The 14,827-nt window shown below is 64.7% G+C and carries 18 protein-coding genes; 13 read left to right on the forward strand and 5 right to left on the reverse strand.

Translation table 11 applies throughout. The annotated features are described in order from the left end of the window. Positions 1-5: 5 nt before the first annotated feature. From H8A92_RS17050 to dnaQ, 3 genes are read left to right on the forward strand one after another with little or no spacing between them, the layout of a single operon-like run. The gene (locus H8A92_RS17050) at positions 6-614 is read left to right on the forward strand and encodes a Maf family protein (RefSeq protein WP_229196858.1); all 609 of its coding nucleotides are present in this window, start codon (positions 6-8) and stop codon (positions 612-614) included. 36 nt (positions 615-650) lie between these two features. Beyond that, entirely contained in the window at positions 651-1,250 is a 600-nt protein-coding gene (gene coaE, locus H8A92_RS17055; protein ID WP_229196859.1) for a dephospho-CoA kinase, read from the forward strand. A gap of 28 nt (positions 1,251-1,278) precedes the next feature. Beyond that, positions 1,279-2,001 carry a DNA polymerase III subunit epsilon gene (dnaQ, locus tag H8A92_RS17060; RefSeq protein ID WP_163157273.1) on the forward strand — a complete coding sequence of 241 codons (723 nt, stop codon included), beginning with the start codon at positions 1,279-1,281 and terminating at the stop codon, positions 1,999-2,001. 151 nt (positions 2,002-2,152) lie between these two features. On the opposite strand, the gene secB is transcribed toward dnaQ, so the two are convergent. Beyond that, positions 2,153-2,641, reverse strand: coding sequence for a protein-export chaperone SecB (secB, locus tag H8A92_RS17065; protein ID WP_163157275.1), 489 nt, complete (start codon positions 2,639-2,641; stop codon positions 2,153-2,155). Between the two features lie 422 nt (positions 2,642-3,063). On the opposite strand from secB, the gene H8A92_RS17070 reads away from it, so the two are divergent. The 3 genes from H8A92_RS17070 to H8A92_RS17080 are packed head-to-tail and all read left to right on the forward strand — an operon-like array spanning position 3,064 to position 5,964. Beyond that, the gene (locus H8A92_RS17070) at positions 3,064-3,768 is read left to right on the forward strand and encodes a Tim44/TimA family putative adaptor protein (RefSeq protein WP_229196860.1); all 705 of its coding nucleotides are present in this window, start codon (positions 3,064-3,066) and stop codon (positions 3,766-3,768) included. Beyond that, positions 3,746-5,377: an MltA domain-containing protein gene (gene mltA / locus H8A92_RS17075; protein ID WP_233285493.1), complete on the forward strand. Its 1,632-nt coding sequence runs from the start codon at positions 3,746-3,748 to the stop codon at positions 5,375-5,377. The genes H8A92_RS17070 and mltA overlap by 23 nt, the downstream gene beginning before the upstream one ends. Then, complete coding sequence (locus H8A92_RS17080) at positions 5,374-5,964, forward strand: Smr/MutS family protein (RefSeq protein WP_229196861.1); 591 nt, start codon at positions 5,374-5,376, stop codon at positions 5,962-5,964. The genes mltA and H8A92_RS17080 overlap by 4 nt, the downstream gene beginning before the upstream one ends. Positions 5,965-5,979: 15 nt before the next feature. Here H8A92_RS17080 and H8A92_RS17085 read toward each other — a convergent pair whose 3' ends face one another. The 4 genes from H8A92_RS17085 to hslV all read right to left on the reverse strand — a co-directional run bounded on the left by H8A92_RS17085 (position 5,980) and on the right by hslV (position 9,672). After that, positions 5,980-7,104, reverse strand: coding sequence for a hypothetical protein (locus H8A92_RS17085; RefSeq protein WP_229196862.1), 1,125 nt, complete (start codon positions 7,102-7,104; stop codon positions 5,980-5,982). Positions 7,105-7,260: 156 nt separating this feature from the next. Continuing rightward, positions 7,261-8,565, reverse strand: a complete 1,305-nt coding sequence (gene hslU, locus H8A92_RS17090) for an ATP-dependent protease ATPase subunit HslU (RefSeq protein WP_229196863.1) — start codon at positions 8,563-8,565, stop codon at positions 7,261-7,263. A 61-nt stretch (positions 8,566-8,626) separates the two neighbouring features. Then, positions 8,627-9,112 carry a GNAT family N-acetyltransferase gene (locus tag H8A92_RS17095; protein ID WP_229196864.1) on the reverse strand — a complete coding sequence of 162 codons (486 nt, stop codon included), beginning with the start codon at positions 9,110-9,112 and terminating at the stop codon, positions 8,627-8,629. Between the two features lie 2 nt (positions 9,113-9,114). Next, positions 9,115-9,672, reverse strand: a complete 558-nt coding sequence (gene hslV, locus H8A92_RS17100; protein ID WP_024583062.1) for an ATP-dependent protease subunit HslV — start codon at positions 9,670-9,672, stop codon at positions 9,115-9,117. Between the two features lie 184 nt (positions 9,673-9,856). Here hslV and hisB point away from each other — a divergent pair, with 184 nt between their 5' ends. The 7 genes from hisB (at position 9,857) to coaA (ending at position 14,705) form a co-directional block, all read left to right on the forward strand. Next, positions 9,857-10,450, forward strand: coding sequence for an imidazoleglycerol-phosphate dehydratase HisB (gene hisB, locus H8A92_RS17105; RefSeq protein WP_229196865.1), 594 nt, complete (start codon positions 9,857-9,859; stop codon positions 10,448-10,450). Positions 10,451-10,535: 85 nt separating this feature from the next. Then, complete coding sequence (locus tag H8A92_RS17110) at positions 10,536-11,066, forward strand: DUF2628 domain-containing protein (RefSeq protein ID WP_229196866.1); 531 nt, start codon at positions 10,536-10,538, stop codon at positions 11,064-11,066. Then, positions 11,063-11,713, forward strand: coding sequence for an imidazole glycerol phosphate synthase subunit HisH (gene hisH / locus H8A92_RS17115; protein ID WP_050425351.1), 651 nt, complete (start codon positions 11,063-11,065; stop codon positions 11,711-11,713). The genes H8A92_RS17110 and hisH overlap by 4 nt, the downstream gene beginning before the upstream one ends. Continuing rightward, positions 11,710-12,438, forward strand: coding sequence for a 1-(5-phosphoribosyl)-5-[(5-phosphoribosylamino)methylideneamino]imidazole-4-carboxamide isomerase (gene hisA, locus H8A92_RS17120; RefSeq protein ID WP_229196867.1), 729 nt, complete (start codon positions 11,710-11,712; stop codon positions 12,436-12,438). Before hisH ends, hisA begins: the two co-directional genes overlap by 4 nt. 70 nt (positions 12,439-12,508) lie before the next feature. Beyond that, on the forward strand, positions 12,509-13,285 hold the full coding sequence (gene hisF, locus H8A92_RS17125; protein WP_038382736.1) for an imidazole glycerol phosphate synthase subunit HisF: 777 nt from the start codon (positions 12,509-12,511) through the stop codon (positions 13,283-13,285). Positions 13,286-13,392: 107 nt separating this feature from the next. After that, the gene (locus tag H8A92_RS17130; RefSeq protein ID WP_229196868.1) at positions 13,393-13,716 is read left to right on the forward strand and encodes a phosphoribosyl-ATP diphosphatase; all 324 of its coding nucleotides are present in this window, start codon (positions 13,393-13,395) and stop codon (positions 13,714-13,716) included. A gap of 32 nt (positions 13,717-13,748) precedes the next feature. Then, positions 13,749-14,705, forward strand: coding sequence for a type I pantothenate kinase (gene coaA / locus H8A92_RS17135; RefSeq protein WP_229196869.1), 957 nt, complete (start codon positions 13,749-13,751; stop codon positions 14,703-14,705). Positions 14,706-14,827: the final 122 nt, after the last annotated feature.

Genomic DNA, 14,827 nt, shown 5'->3' on the forward strand with positions numbered 1-14,827 from the left:
TCGTCATGAGCATCTGGCGCGGCCCACAGAAGTTGATCCTCGCGTCGCAAAGCCGCGCGCGAAAGATGCTGCTCGAAAACGCGGGCCTCGATTTCGAGGCGCTGCCGGCCGATATCGACGAACGCGCAGTGCAGAAAAAATCCGGCCTTTCCGCGCCCGGCGAGATCGCCTCGCTGCTGGCGCGCGAAAAGGCGCTGTTCATCTCCAGGCAGAAGCCGGGTCAGTATGTCGTCGGCGCCGATCAAACGCTGGCGCTGGGCCAGCGGATGTTCAGCAAGCCTGCCGGCCGTGCGCAGGCTGCCGAGCAACTCGGTCTGCTTGCCGGGCAGACCCACGAACTGCATTCCGCCGTCTCGGTTGCGTACGACGGAAAGGTGCGGTTCGACGATGTCTGCGTCGCCCGGATGACGATGCGGCAACTCGCCGCCGGCGAGATCGAGGCCTATCTGGACCAGGCCGGGGCGGCGGTGACGACCAGCGTCGGCGCTTACCAGCTCGAGGGCCTCGGCGTGCATCTGTTCGAGCGGATCGAAGGCGACCATTTCACCATCCTCGGCCTGCCGCTATTGTCGCTGCTCGCGTTCCTGCGCCGTGAGAAGCTGCTCGCGGTGTAAGATGTTGAGGCGTGGCGACGAAGAGATGCTGAACCGATGTTGATTGTTGGACTAACCGGCTCGATCGGGATGGGGAAATCCACCACGTCCAAGCTATTCATGGAGGCCGGCGTGCCGGTGTACGACGCCGATGCGGCCGTGCATCAGCTCTACGAAGGCGAAGCCGCGCCGGCGATCGAGGCCGCCTTTCCCGGCACCACCGCCGACGGCAAGGTCGATCGTACGAAGCTGTCGGCACGCGTGGTGCACGACCCTGCCGCGATGAAGCAACTCGAGCAGATCGTGCATCCGATGCTCGGCGCGTCGCGCCAGAAATTCTTCGCCGATGCGGAAGCCGCCGGCGCGCCGATCGTCGTCGTCGACGTGCCGCTGCTCTACGAGACCGGCGGCGAGACGCGCGTCGATGCCGTCGTCGTCGTCACCACCTCGACCGAACTGCAGCGCGAGCGCGTGCTGGCGCGGGGCACCATGGATGCCGCCAAGCTCGACGCCATCATCGCCAAGCAGATGCCGGACGCCGAGAAGCGCAAACGCGCGGATTTCATCGTGGATACCTCGCACGGACTTGATCCGGTGCGGGCGCGCATCCGCGACATTCTGGCCGAGGTTGTTAAGATGCCGAAGCGGCGCACCTGATTCGCCGCTTTTCGGATTCCTTCACGTCATGCGCGAAATCGTTCTCGATACCGAAACCACTGGCCTCGATCCGCTGCGCGGCGACCGGCTGGTCGAGATCGGCTGCGTCGAGATATTCAACCGGATGCCGACCGGGCAGACCTACCACGTCTACATCAATCCCGAACGCGACATGCCGGCGGAAGCGTTCAACGTGCACGGGCTGTCGACCGAGTTCCTGGCCTCCAAGCCGCTGTTCGCGGAGGTGGTCGATGAGTTCCTGGCCTTCATCGGCGATACGCCGCTGGTGATCCACAACGCGTCCTTCGACATCAGCTTCATCAACGCCGAGCTCGACCGGACCAAGCGGAAGGCGATCCCGAAGGACCGGCTGGTCGATACGCTGCTGCTCGCTCGGCGCAAGCATCCGGGCGTGTCGAACCGGCTCGACGATCTCTGCTCGCGCTACCAGATCGACAATTCCCGCCGCACCAAGCACGGCGCCCTGCTCGACGCCGAACTGCTGGCCGAGGTCTACATCGATCTGATCGGGGCACGGCAGTCGCAGCTGATTCTGGCATCGGACACGTCGGATGCGCGTGCCGGCGGCCACGGCGATATGCCACGGCGGCAGCGCGAGACCCCGCTGCTGGCGCGGGTCACCGACGCGGATCGGGAAGCCCACAGGGCCTTCGTCGCGACGCTCGGCGACAAGCCGCTCTGGAACGATTACTTGCCGCCGCCAGCACCTGCTGAAGCACCGGCGGCTTGATCTGTATCCTCGTCATCCTGAGGAGCGCGAAGCGCGTCTCGAAGGATGAACGGCCCGGCCGGTGGCCCGTCGATCCTTCGAGGGCCGCTGAAGAAGCGGCCACCTCAGGATGACGGGTTTAGCCCTGCTATTTTCTCTGACTCGACTCCGATCAGCTCGGCTTGACGCCGGAGGCGGCCTGGGCGGCCGCCTGCCGCTCCATGTTCTGGCGGTAGAGACCGACGAAATCGACGGGGTCGAGCAGCAGCGGCGGGAAGCCGCCGTCGCGCACCGAGGTCGCGACGATCTCGCGCGCGAACGGGAACAGCAGCCGCGGGCATTCGATCATGACTAGCGGGTGCAGGTTCTCCTTCGGCACATTCACGATCCGGAAGACGCCGGCATAGGCGAGATCGAAGCTGAACATCACCTTGCCTGCCGTCTCGGCCTTGCCCTCGACCGAGAGGACCACCTCGTACTCGTTCTCCGACAGGTTGTTGGCGGAGACATTGATCTGGATGTTGATCGCCGGCTGCTGCTGCTGCTGGCCGAGCGAGGCCGGTGCGTTCGGGTTCTCGAACGACAGGTCCTTGGTGTACTGCGCCAGGACGTTGAGTTGGGGAGCGGCCTGTTCGACGGGCGCGCCGTTGCCATTGGTCATGAAATGTCTCCTGGAGCGTCGCTCGATGGACAGAATGTCCGACGGTACGCGTTAAGGTGTTGGGAATGCCGATGCCGGGCGAGTGGCTATCATAGGCCCGGCTCGGTCCACAAGGACGACGAGTGGGCGTGTCCCGGCGGGCCTGCGGCCAAATCTCCGGCGACGGGCGCGTGAACGGAAGTCCGCCCAATCTCTTAACAGCTTCCTAAATTATTGAAGATGCGCGATTTCCGGGCAGGAACGGGTTTCCCCCCGGGGTCAAAACGCGCTACACTTGCCCGTGCCAAAAAGCGCCATTGGCCGGGCATAGTTTCGTGCCTACATGCTGCGGACTCACTCGGTGATGTCATCTCTGCCGTTCCCGACCGGGAACGCTTTGATGCCCGGCCTGTTGCCGGCAGAGACCAGAAAGCGAACTCGACGTGGATATCTACACCATCATCTTCCTGGCGCTGGCCGTGTTTATCTTCCTGCGGTTGCGCAGCGTCCTCGGACAGCGCACGGGAAGCGAGCGGCCGCCGTATGATCGTGCCGCACCCAACGTCGTGCAGCGTGGCCAGGATAACAACGTCGTCCCGATCCCCGGATCGGTGATCGACCAGCCGGCAACGGCCGCGCCCGCCGAGCCGGTCGAACCCACCGAACGCTGGAAGGGCATCGCCGAGCCCGGCACGCCGCTGGCGCAGGGTCTCGACGCGGTCGCCGTCCAGGATTCCTCGTTCGATCCGCGCCATTTCCTCTCAGGCGCCCGCTCGGCCTATGAAATGATCGTGCTGGCCTTCGCCAACGGCGATCGCCGCGCGCTGCGGGACCTGCTGTCGACCGAGGTCTATGAGAGCTTTGAGGCCGCGATCAAGGATCGCGAGAAGCATGAGCAGAAGACCGAGACGCGGTTCGTCTCGATCGACAAGGCCGAGATCGTCAGCGCGGAAACGCGCGATCGTTCGACCCAGCTGACCGTCCGCTTCGTGTCGCAGATGATCTCGGTGACGCGTGACAAGGCGGGCACCATCATCGACGGCAGCCCGGACAAGGTCGCCGACATCACCGACATCTGGACATTTGCCCGCGACTCGACCTCCCGCGATCCGAACTGGAAGCTGGTTGGCACTGGAAGCGCTCACTAAACATCTCAGCTACGGGCGCCTCGCGGTCGCGTGCTGCGCGCTCGCTGTTCTGTGCTCCACCGCGGCGATCGCCGCGCGCTACCGGGCGAGCCGGCACACAGCGCCACGACACGAACATACCCACCCGATCCCCTATCCCAATCTGGAACTGCCGCTGCAGGTCAGCGGCAGTCAGTATGAGCCGCTCGCCTGGGCCAATGTGTCCGGCTGGAGCGATGACGACCATCTCGCCGCCTACAAGGCATTTCGCGCCAGCTGCAAGCCGATCGCGGCCCAGCAGGGTGCGCCCGCGGATTCGAAGGCGCTCGGAAGCTCACTGCGCGATCCCTGCCGCATCGCCAAGGGGCTCGATCTGGGCGATGGAACCAAGGCGAAGGAATTCTTCGAGCAGAATTTCGTGCCGCTGCGCATCTCGCGGCTCGGCGAGAATGCCGGCTTCGTCACCGGCTATTACGAGCCGGTGCTCGAGGGATCGCGGACCCAGACCGACGTCTACAACGTTCCGGTCTATCGCCGTCCGTCCAACCTGTTCGTGCGCGGCAAGACGCAAGCCTCGGTAGGCCTACCCAACAGCGGTCCCGTGTATCGCAAGATCGGCCGGCGCAAGCTCGTGCCCTATTACGATCGCGGCCAGATCGAGGACGGCGCGATCGCCGGCCGCGGGCTCGAGATCTGCTGGCTGAAGAGCCAGACCGATCTGTTGTTCGCCCAGATCCAGGGCTCGGCGCGGATCAAGCTCGAGGACGGCACCACGCTGCGCATCAATTACGACGCGCATAATGGCTATCCCTATACGCCGGTCGGACGCGTCCTGATCGACCGCGGCATCATCCCCAAGGATCAGATGTCGATGCAGAAGATCAGGGAGTGGATGGAGCAGAACCTCGACGGCGCCAACGAGGTGCGGCGGCAGAACCGTGCCTACGTGTTCTTCCGCGAGGTCCCGCTGTCCGACAAGGACGAAGCCGTCGGTGCGCAGGGCGTGCCGCTGACGCCGGGCCGCTCGATCGCGGTCGACAAGGCGCTGCATGTCTACGGCACGCCGTTCTTCATTGCAGGCGAGCTGCCGATCGACTCCGAACAGTCGAAGACGCCGTTTCACCGGCTGATGATCGCGCAGGACACTGGCTCTGCGATCGTCGGCCCGGCGCGCGCCGATCTCTATTTCGGCGCCGGCGCGGATGCCGGAAAGGTCTCGGGGCGGTTACGGCACAACATGCAGTTCGTGATGCTGGTGCCGAAGGGGCTCGACCCGGTCGCGCGCGGTCACAAGCTGCCCATCCCGGATGAGCGGCCGTCGGCGAAGATCGCAAAGCTGTTTCCGCAGACCGACAAGCCGGAGGCGAAGCCCGCGGATCTGCCGACGGCGACTGTCGCCAAGGCCGGGGCAAAGGCCGGGACAAAAGACGCCGGCAACAGCGCCGCCAAGAGCCCGGCCGTGAGCCCGCCTGCGAAGGATGCTCCGCCCGCTGCGCCTGCTCCAACGACCCCTGTTGCGCAGGCCGCGCCTGTGGCAGAACCGGTGCCGTTGCCGGCAGCCCGGCCCGACATTCCGCAACGCCAGGAGAAGCGTCGCACTCGGCGCTATCGCCATCACCGCGATCAATGAAACGACCCGCGCCGATCCCCGATTTGTCCGCTCCGTCGCGGCGCAAGCGTGCGCTGAGCGAGGAGGAGCGTGTGCTCTGGGAAAGCGTGGCCAAACAAGTCAAGCCGCTGCGCAAGCGGCCCGCCGCCGCGAAAGCCCAGGCCGTCTCTTCTGATCCGGCCGCCCATCACGCTTCGGCCAAGCCCATCCCTGTCAGGCCGGTCACGCCCGTCAAGGCCGCGTCGGCACCACGCCCGCAGGCGCCACCGCTGGCACCGATCGGCCGCCGCGAGCGCGCAAAGCTGTCGCGCGGCAGGCAGGAGATCGACGCGCGGCTCGATCTGCATGGCATGACGCAGCTGCGCGCACATCGCGTGCTGCACGCCTTCTTGCAACGCGCGCACTCTGACGGGCTCACCTTCGTGCTCGTCATCACCGGCAAGGGCAAGGTCGGGGGCCTCGAGTCCGAACGCGGTGTTTTGCGCCGCCAGGTGCCGGAATGGCTCAGCCTGCCGGAATTCCGCTCGCTGGTCGTCGGCTTCGAGGAAGCGCATATCGGCCATGGCGGCGAGGGTGCGCTTTATGTGCGCGTCCGGCGCGCGCGTTGAGCACGATCTGGAAGATCAGAACGGGCGGACGATCCCGACGCGCGGGATCAGCGTGACGATCCAGCCAAGGATCGTCGTCTTGCGCTCGTCCGACGGGATCACCGGCACATCCTTCGACGTCGGCAACATCTTGGTGGCGTGCAGCATCAGGAACATGCAGACCGCCCAGTTCGAGATCCAGCGTGAATAGTCGAACACCGTCACGAACATCACGAGATAGCCGGCGCTGATCATGATGAGCGCGGCGAGCACGATCCGCCGATGCAGTTCATTCGCGAGTGCCTCGATCAGTCGTGAGAAATAGCGCCACAGCGGCGCGTGCAGCCAGATCAGCAACGCGAAGACCGGGACGCCCAGGATGTTCGAAGGCATCCGCGCCCAGGTATCGGCGAACTCCTTCGACAGCGGCTGGTACCAGATGTAGCCGAAGGCAAGCAGATCGGTCCGTGACGGGTCGGCCATCCGGCTCTGCAGATGGCGGATGAACTCGTCATAGGGCACGTCGACCGTGCCGGCGAATTGCGCGACCAGGAACAGGATGCCGACTGCGGCAAGCGTCACCAGTCCAATGGCGATGTTTCGCGGCGTCGCGCCCTGCACCAGATAGAAGCGCAGCACCGTGATCGCCGCGATGGTCGGCACATACATCAAGACGAAGATGTGATGGACCAGGATCAACAAAATCGAGAACAGTGCGGCAATCAGCACATACAAGACAGAGCGCGCCGGGATCAGCAGCAGCACGATCGCCAGCGCACAGCCATAGATGTCGAAATGGCCGAGCGTGTGCATGAAGTTCTTCAGGAAGAACGGCGATCCCGCGATGAAGACGAACAGCGGCCAATGCGCATCGTCGAAGCCGAATGTGCGCTGGAACAGTCTGACGAACAGCCCGAGCGTCACCAGCCAGATCGCGCCGGCGACCGCGAACACCAGCCACACCGGCACCTTGTCGGTGAACAGCGAGACGATCGCGCCGATCAGCGCGCGCTTGGTGAAGCCGTAGTGATAGTCGACCAGCAGGTGGACGTAGGGGACGAAGGGCGGCAGCGCGATCTTGTGCAGGAACACCCCGACCAGCACGGCCGCGTTGACGGCCAGCATCAAGCGCCAGGGGTTTTGCCACATTCGCAGATTCATCGATCGCCCAGTCTCGTCGTCCCGGGCAAGCGAAGCGCGACCCGGGACCATAACCACCGACTGTAGTTCTAGAGGGAACGGCGGCCCGAGTCTTTGTCACCACGGACTGTGGGGGTTATGGGCCCCGGCTTTCGCCGGGGCGACGGAATTGGCCGCCTACAAAATAAACCGGCTCAGATCGGTATTCTTGGCGAGGTCGCCGACATGCTTGGTGACGTAATCGGCATCGACCCGGATGGTCTCGCCGTGACGATCGGGGGCGGTGAAGGAGATGTCGTCCAGCACCCGCTCCATCACGGTCTGCAGCCGCCGCGCGCCGATATTCTCGACCGTGGAATTGACCGCAACCGCAACGTCGGCCAGCGCGTCGATCGCGTCGTCGGCAATGTCGAGCGTGACGCCCTCGGTCTTCATCAGCGCGACATATTGTTTGATCAGCGACGCTTCCGGCTCGGTCAGGATCCGGCGCATGTCGTCGCGGGTCAGCGCCTGCAGCTCGACGCGGATCGGCAGGCGGCCCTGCAACTCCGGCAGCAGGTCGGACGGCTTGGCGATGTGGAAAGCGCCGGAGGCGATGAACAGGATGTGGTCGGTCTTGACTGCGCCGTGCTTGGTCGAGACCGTGGTGCCCTCGATCAGCGGCAGCAGGTCGCGCTGCACGCCCTCGCGGGAGACGTCGCCGCCGGCGCGGTTCTCACGCACGCAGATCTTGTCGATCTCGTCGAGGAAGACGATGCCGTTGTTCTCGACCGCGCTGATCGCCTCCTGCACCACCTGGTCGGTGTCGAGAAGCTTGTCGGATTCCTCGTTGACGAGGATCTCGTGCGAGCCTTCCACGGTCAGGCGGCGGGTCTTGCTGCGTCCGCCCATCTTGCCGAAGATGTCGCCGAGCGAGATCGCCCCCATCTGGGCGCCGGGCATGCCGGGGATTTCGAACATCGGCATGCCGCTGCCGGACGACTGTGTCTCGACTTCGATTTCCTTGTCGTTGAGTTCGCCGGCGCGCAGCTTCTTGCGGAACGATTCGCGCGTCGCCGGGCTTGATCCCGGGCCGACCAGCGCATCCAGCACGCGCTCTTCGGCGGCGAGCTGAGCGCGGGCCTGGACGTCCTTGCGCTTGCGCTCGCGGGTCTGCGCGATCGCGACCTCGACGAGGTCGCGGACGATCTGCTCGACGTCGCGGCCGACATAGCCGACCTCAGTGAATTTCGTGGCCTCGACCTTGAGGAACGGCGCGCCCGCAAGCTTGGCCAGTCGCCGTGCGATCTCGGTCTTGCCGACGCCGGTCGGCCCGATCATCAGGATGTTCTTGGGCAGAACCTCCTCGCGCAGGGAACCGGCAAGCTGCAGCCGTCGCCAGCGGTTGCGCAGCGCGATCGACACTGCGCGCTTGGCGTCGGCCTGGCCGACGATGAAACGGTCAAGTTCAGAAACGATTTCGCGGGGGGAGAAGTCGGTCATTGGCTCTAGCTAGGTTGAAAGCGTTGTCTCGGCAAGCGCCGTTCCGCGCCTGCATTTTGGTTCATTTGTCGCGGACCATCAGCAGTGCCGGGCCATCAGGGGTATCCACCAGCCCTGCCTCCCGAAAGCCCGCTTTCGCATAGGCGCGCACGGCGCGCGCGTTGGCGGGATCGGGGTCGGTGACGATGCGCGTCGCGCCTTGCGCCAACCGGTCCTCGACGAAGGCATCGATCAGCGCCGAGCCGTGGCCACCTGCCACCATGTCGGGCTCACCGATGAAGAGATCGATGCCGCGGGTGCCGTCCGGCTGCTTGCCGAAGCCGGAATTCCACGCCGTCAGGTCGTAGCACTGGATGTAGCCGAGATCGCTGCCCTCGGTGGCGACGATGAATTGGTCCATCGCCGGTTCGTCGAGGTCGCCGCTCACGAGCGCATATTGCTCGGCCGGATCGCCCCACCACTCCCGGACATGCGGCAGCGCCAGCCAGCGCCTGATCTGCGGCAGGTCGGCCGTCGTCATCGGGCGGAAATGGTAGGGGCCGGCCATGCTCAGCCGCCGATCGTCTCGATCGTCACGTTCCGGTTGGTGTAGACGCAGATATCGGCGGCGATATCCAGCGCGCGGCGGACAATGGTCTCGGCGTCCTTGTCGGTGTCGACCAGCGCGCGGGCCGCAGCGAGCGCATAATTGCCGCCGGAACCGATCGCCATGACGCCGGATTCGGGCTCCAGCACGTCGCCGGTGCCGGTCAGCACCAGGGAGACGTCCTTGTCGGCCACGATCATCATGGCCTCCAGCCGGCGCAGATAGCGGTCGGTCCGCCAGTCCTTGGCGAGCTCGACCGCCGCCCGGGTCAGCTGCCCCGGATATTGCTCCAGCTTGCTTTCCAGCCGCTCGAACAGGGTGAAGGCGTCGGCGGTGGCGCCGGCAAAGCCGCCGATCACGTCGCCCTTGCCGATCCGGCGGACCTTCTTGGCATTGGCCTTGATCACGGTCTGGCCGATCGAGACCTGCCCGTCGCCGCCGATCACCACCTTGCCGCCCTTGCGGACCGTGCAGATCGTGGTGCCATGCCAGACCGGCAGCTCATTTTGGGATGCTTGCATAGGTTACCTCTCTCCGGGGCAGATTTAGGCGGTCGGGCAGGGGGTTACAATCGGGACCGATTTAGCAATGATTTCCGGTCACCATGGCCCGAAGTTGGGTCATTTCGAGGTCATCCCGCAGTAGCGAAGGTGACATCGGCCTGTTAAAAGACCGGCGTTTTCGGCACGGGAAAGCTTAATCTTCATGCGCACGGCAACCATCAAGCGCAAGACCAAGGAGACCGACATCGAGGTGACGGTCAACCTCGACGGAGCGGGCGTATCCACGGTTTCGACCGGGATCGGCTTCTTCGACCATATGCTCGACCTCCTGGCCCGGCATTCGCGCATCGACATCACGGTGAAGGCGGACGGCGACCTCCATGTCGATTACCACCACACCACCGAAGACGTCGGAATCGCGCTCGGGCAGGCCGTGAAGCAGGCGCTCGGCAACATGGCCGGCATCACGCGCTACGCCTCGATCCACATGCCGATGGACGAGACGCTGTCGCGAATCGTGATCGATATCTCCGGCCGCCCGGTACTGGTGTTCAAGGTCGACTTCCCGCGCGACAAGATCGGCGAGTTCGACACCGAGCTGGTCCGCGAATGGTTCAACGCCTTCGCGATGAACGCCGGCGTGACTCTCCACGTCGAGACCCTATATGGCGAGAACAGCCATCATATCTCCGAATCCTGTTTCAAGGGTTTGGCGAGGGCGCTGCGGACGGCGGTTGCGATCGATCCGCGTGCCCAAGGCGAAGTGCCCTCGACCAAGGGTCAGCTCGGCGGCTGATCTCGGAAGCATGATCCGGAAAGGCGCGTGCCGATTTCCGGAGATCATGGTCCAAATGAGAGTCCATCCTCGGCGGAGCCGTTCGATGCCGGTCTATACAGTGCATGCCCCCGTGGCCAACGGCGCCGATCTTGCGGCGACCGACAAGTTCGTCTTCGTGCGCGACGGCTTCCGTTTCTGGGCCGCGGTTGCGGGCGTGGTCTGGCTTGCATGGAACAGGCTCTGGCTGGCGCTGATCGGCTGGTTCGTCGTCACCTTCGTCATCGATTATGTGCTGGCCAAGCTCGGCATCGCCCGCGGCGCGATCTTCCTCGTCGACCTGGTGCTGATGGTGCTGCTCGGGCTGGAGGCTGCGAGCCTGCAACGCTGGACGCTGTCGCGGCGCAAATGGCGCCAGCTCGACATCGTCGTGGCCGACAATGCGGATGCCGCCGAGCGCCGGTTCTTCGAGCGTTGGACCGCGCGACATCGCGGCGTCGTCAATGATCAACGCTCGGTCGATCGCGGCGGACCACCGCCGACCCGGGACGTTCCCGGTCAATCATTCTCAAAACCCCCACCGATGCCGCAGGGCGGCATCATCGGATTGTTTCCAGAGCCAGGAGGATCGCGATGACCGTTGCAATCATCGATTATGGCTCCGGCAATCTGCACTCTGCTGCAAAGGCCTTTGAGCGCGCCGCGCGCAGCATGGAGGATCCGCAAGCGATCAAGGTGACGCGCGATCCCGATGCGGTGTATCGCGCCGATCGGATCGTGCTGCCCGGTGTCGGCGCGTTTGCCGATTGCCGCCGCGGCGTCGATGCGGTCGACGGCATGCTGGAGGCGCTCACCGAGGCGGTGCGGGTCAAGGCGCGGCCGTTCTTCGGCATCTGCGTCGGCATGCAGTTGATGGCGACGCGCGGCAAGGAGCACGTGATCACCGAAGGCTTCAACTGGATCGGCGGCGATGTCGTGAAGATCGAGCCGCGCGACGAGAGCCTGAAGGTCCCGCACATGGGCTGGAATACGCTCGACATGGTGCGCGAGCACCCGGTGCTGGAGCGGCTGCCGCTCGGGCCGAAGGGACGTCACGCCTATTTCGTGCACTCCTATCACCTCAACGCCGCCAACGAGGCGGACGTGCTGGCGCGCGCCGACTATGGCGGGCCGGTGACCGCGATCGTCGGCAAGGACACCGCGATCGGCACCCAGTTTCACCCCGAGAAGAGCCAGCGCTTCGGCCTCGCTCTGATCTCCAATTTCTTGAAGTGGAAGCCGTGATCCTTTTTCCAGCGATTGATCTGAAGAACGGCCAGTGCGTGCGCCTCGAGCAGGGCGACATGGCGCGCGCCACCGTGTTCAATCTCGATCCGGCGGCGCAGGCGGCAAGCTTCGCCGCGCAGGGTTTCGAATATCTCCACGTCGTCGATCTCGACGGCGCCTTCGCCGGCAAGCCGATGAATGCGCATGCGGTGGAGGCGATGCTGAAAGCCGTCAAAATGCCGGTGCAACTCGGCGGCGGCATCCGCGACCTCAAGACCATCGAGGCCTGGCTCGACAAGGGCATCACGCGCGTCATCATCGGCACCGCGGCGGTGCGCGATCCTGAACTGGTGAAGGGCGCGGCGAAGCAATTCCCCGGCCGTGTGGCCGTCGGCCTCGATGCGCGCGACGGCAAGGTCGCGGTCGAGGGCTGGGCCGAGACATCGCATGTGACCGCGCTCGACATCGCTGAGCGATTCGAGGATGCCGGTGTCGCTGCGATCATCTTCACCGACATCGCCCGCGACGGCCTGCTCAAAGGCCTCAACCTCGATGCGACCATCGCGCTCGCCGACCGGATCTCGATTCCGGTGGTCGCCTCCGGCGGCTTCGCCTCGATCGACGACGTCAAGGCGTTGCTGGAGCCGCGCGCCAAAAAGCTTGCCGGCGCGATCGTCGGCCGTGCGCTGTATGACGGACGGCTCGATCCGGCCGCCGCGCTCAAGCTGATCCGCGGCGCGTAGCTTATGTTTGACGCGTTTTCTTCACGCGAACCGTGCCCACTTCGCTGGAAAACGCTATCGGGAGAGACACATGTTCAAGGTTCGCGTGATCCCCTGTCTCGACGTCAAGGATGGGCGCGTGGTCAAGGGCGTCAACTTCGTCGATCTGCGCGACGCCGGCGACCCGGTCGAGGCCGCGATCGCCTATGACGCCGCCGGCGCCGACGAGCTCACCTTCCTCGACATCACCGCCACCCATGAAAACCGCGGCATCATGCTGGACGTGGTGCGGCGGACCGCCGAAGCCTGCTTCATGCCGCTGACCGTGGGCGGCGGCGTCCGCACCGTCGACGACATCAAGACCCTGCTGCGCTCGGGCGCCGACAAGGTCTCGATCAATTCGGCGGCAGTCAGCCGGCGCGAATTCGTCAAGGAAGCGGCCGAGAAGTACGGCGAGCAATGCATCGTGGTCGCGATCGACGCCAAGCGGGTGAAGCGCGCCGGCGGCTCGGACCGCTGGGAGATCTTCACCCATGGTGGGCGTAATGCCACCGGGATCGATGCCATCGAATATGCCCAGGAGGTCGTCTCGCTGGGCGCTGGCGAAATCCTGCTGACCTCAATGGACCGCGACGGCACCCGACAGGGCTTTGACCTGCCGCTGACCCGCGCGATTGCGGACAGTGTCCCCGTACCGGTCATCGCGTCGGGTGGCGTCGGCAATCTCGACCATCTGGTCGACGGCGTCCGCGAGGGTCACGCTACCGGCGTGCTGGCCGCGTCGATCTTCCACTTCGGGGAATTTACCATCCGCCAGGCCAAGGATCACATGGTGCGCGCCGGCCTGCCGATGCGGCTCGATCCGTAGCGCGGTTCGGAAACACAGTGATCCGGGACTCCTTGTCACAAAAATGCTAAGTCCCAATTTAGGGATGGCACCCTGGCGGTGCCGGTGCGCATGCTTGAGTTGAGTTGATGTCGCGTTTCACGGTCCACGATTTGGCCGCCACCATCGACGCCCGCGCTGCATCGGGCGGCGAGGCGTCCTATACCCGCAAGCTGCTCGACAAGGGCGCGGAGCACTGTGCCAAGAAATTGGGCGAGGAAGCGGTCGAGACCGTGATCGCCGCAGTCGAGAATGACCGCGATCATCTCATCGCGGAAAGTGCCGATCTCGTGTTTCACCTGCTGGTTCTGTTGAAATCACGCGGCGTGAGACTGGAGGATGTCGAGGCCGCGCTGGAGAAGCGCACCGCGATGTCGGGACTGGAAGAGAAGGCGTCGCGCAAGCGCGACTAGCGCAAATGATCGAGCGCATGGAGAGGGGCGTCATGGACATCCGGGCACCAGATCAGCAGTACAACCCCTACCGCACCTTCACGCGTCAGCAATGGTCGCATCTGCGCGACGATACGCCGATGACGCTGGAGCCGGGCGAGTTCGATCGCCTGCGTTCAATGCACGATCGCCTCGACCTTCAGGAGGTCGAGGACATCTACCTGCCGCTGTCGCGGCTGCTCTCGATCTATGTCGATGCCACCCAGCGGCTGTATTATTCGCAGCGCCAGTTCCTCAACATCCGCGACCGCAAGATGCCCTACATCGTCGGCGTCGCCGGTTCGGTCGCGGTCGGCAAGTCGACCACGGCCCGCGTGCTCCAGGCGCTGCTGGCGCGTTGGTCGCCGCGGCCGAAGGTCGATTTGATCACGACCGACGGTTTCCTGTTTCCCAATGCCGTGCTCGAGCGGCAGGGCATCATGCAGAAGAAGGGCTTTCCCGAGAGCTACGACCTGCCGACGCTGCTGTCGTTCCTCAGCGATATCAAGGCCGGACGGCGTCGCGTGCGCGCGCCGGTCTATTCGCATCTGACCTATGACATCGTGCCCAACAAATGGGTCGAGATCGACCAGCCCGACATCCTGATCGTCGAGGGCGTCAACGTGCTGCAAACCGGACGGCTGCCGCGCGACGGCAAGGCGGTGCCGTTCGTCTCCGACTTCTTCGACTTCTCGGTCTATATCGACGCCGACGAGTCCGCGCTGCGGCAGTGGTATATCAAGCGCTTCCTGGCGCTGCGCGACACCGCGTTCACTGATCCCCGATCCTACTTCCACCGTTACGCGCCGCTGTCGGACGAGGAAGCAACCGCGACTGCGATCGCGATCTGGGAGCGCACCAACCTCGCCAATCTCGAGGACAACATCCTGCCGACCCGCCCCCGCGCGACGCTGATCCTGAAGAAGGGTGCCGATCACGTGGTGCAGACGGTCGCATTGCGGCGGCTGTAAGCTCACCGCATCTCGGCGAACGAGCTACATAACGGCTGTCGTCCCTGCGAAAGCAGGGACCCATAGCCACAGCTGTCTGTGATTTGCAGGGCTGTGGCCACGGCGGGCGCAAAACTAGCTTC

The organism is Bradyrhizobium acaciae (assembly GCF_020889785.1).
In the GTDB taxonomy this organism is placed as follows: Bacteria; Pseudomonadota; Alphaproteobacteria; order Rhizobiales; family Xanthobacteraceae; genus Bradyrhizobium; species Bradyrhizobium acaciae.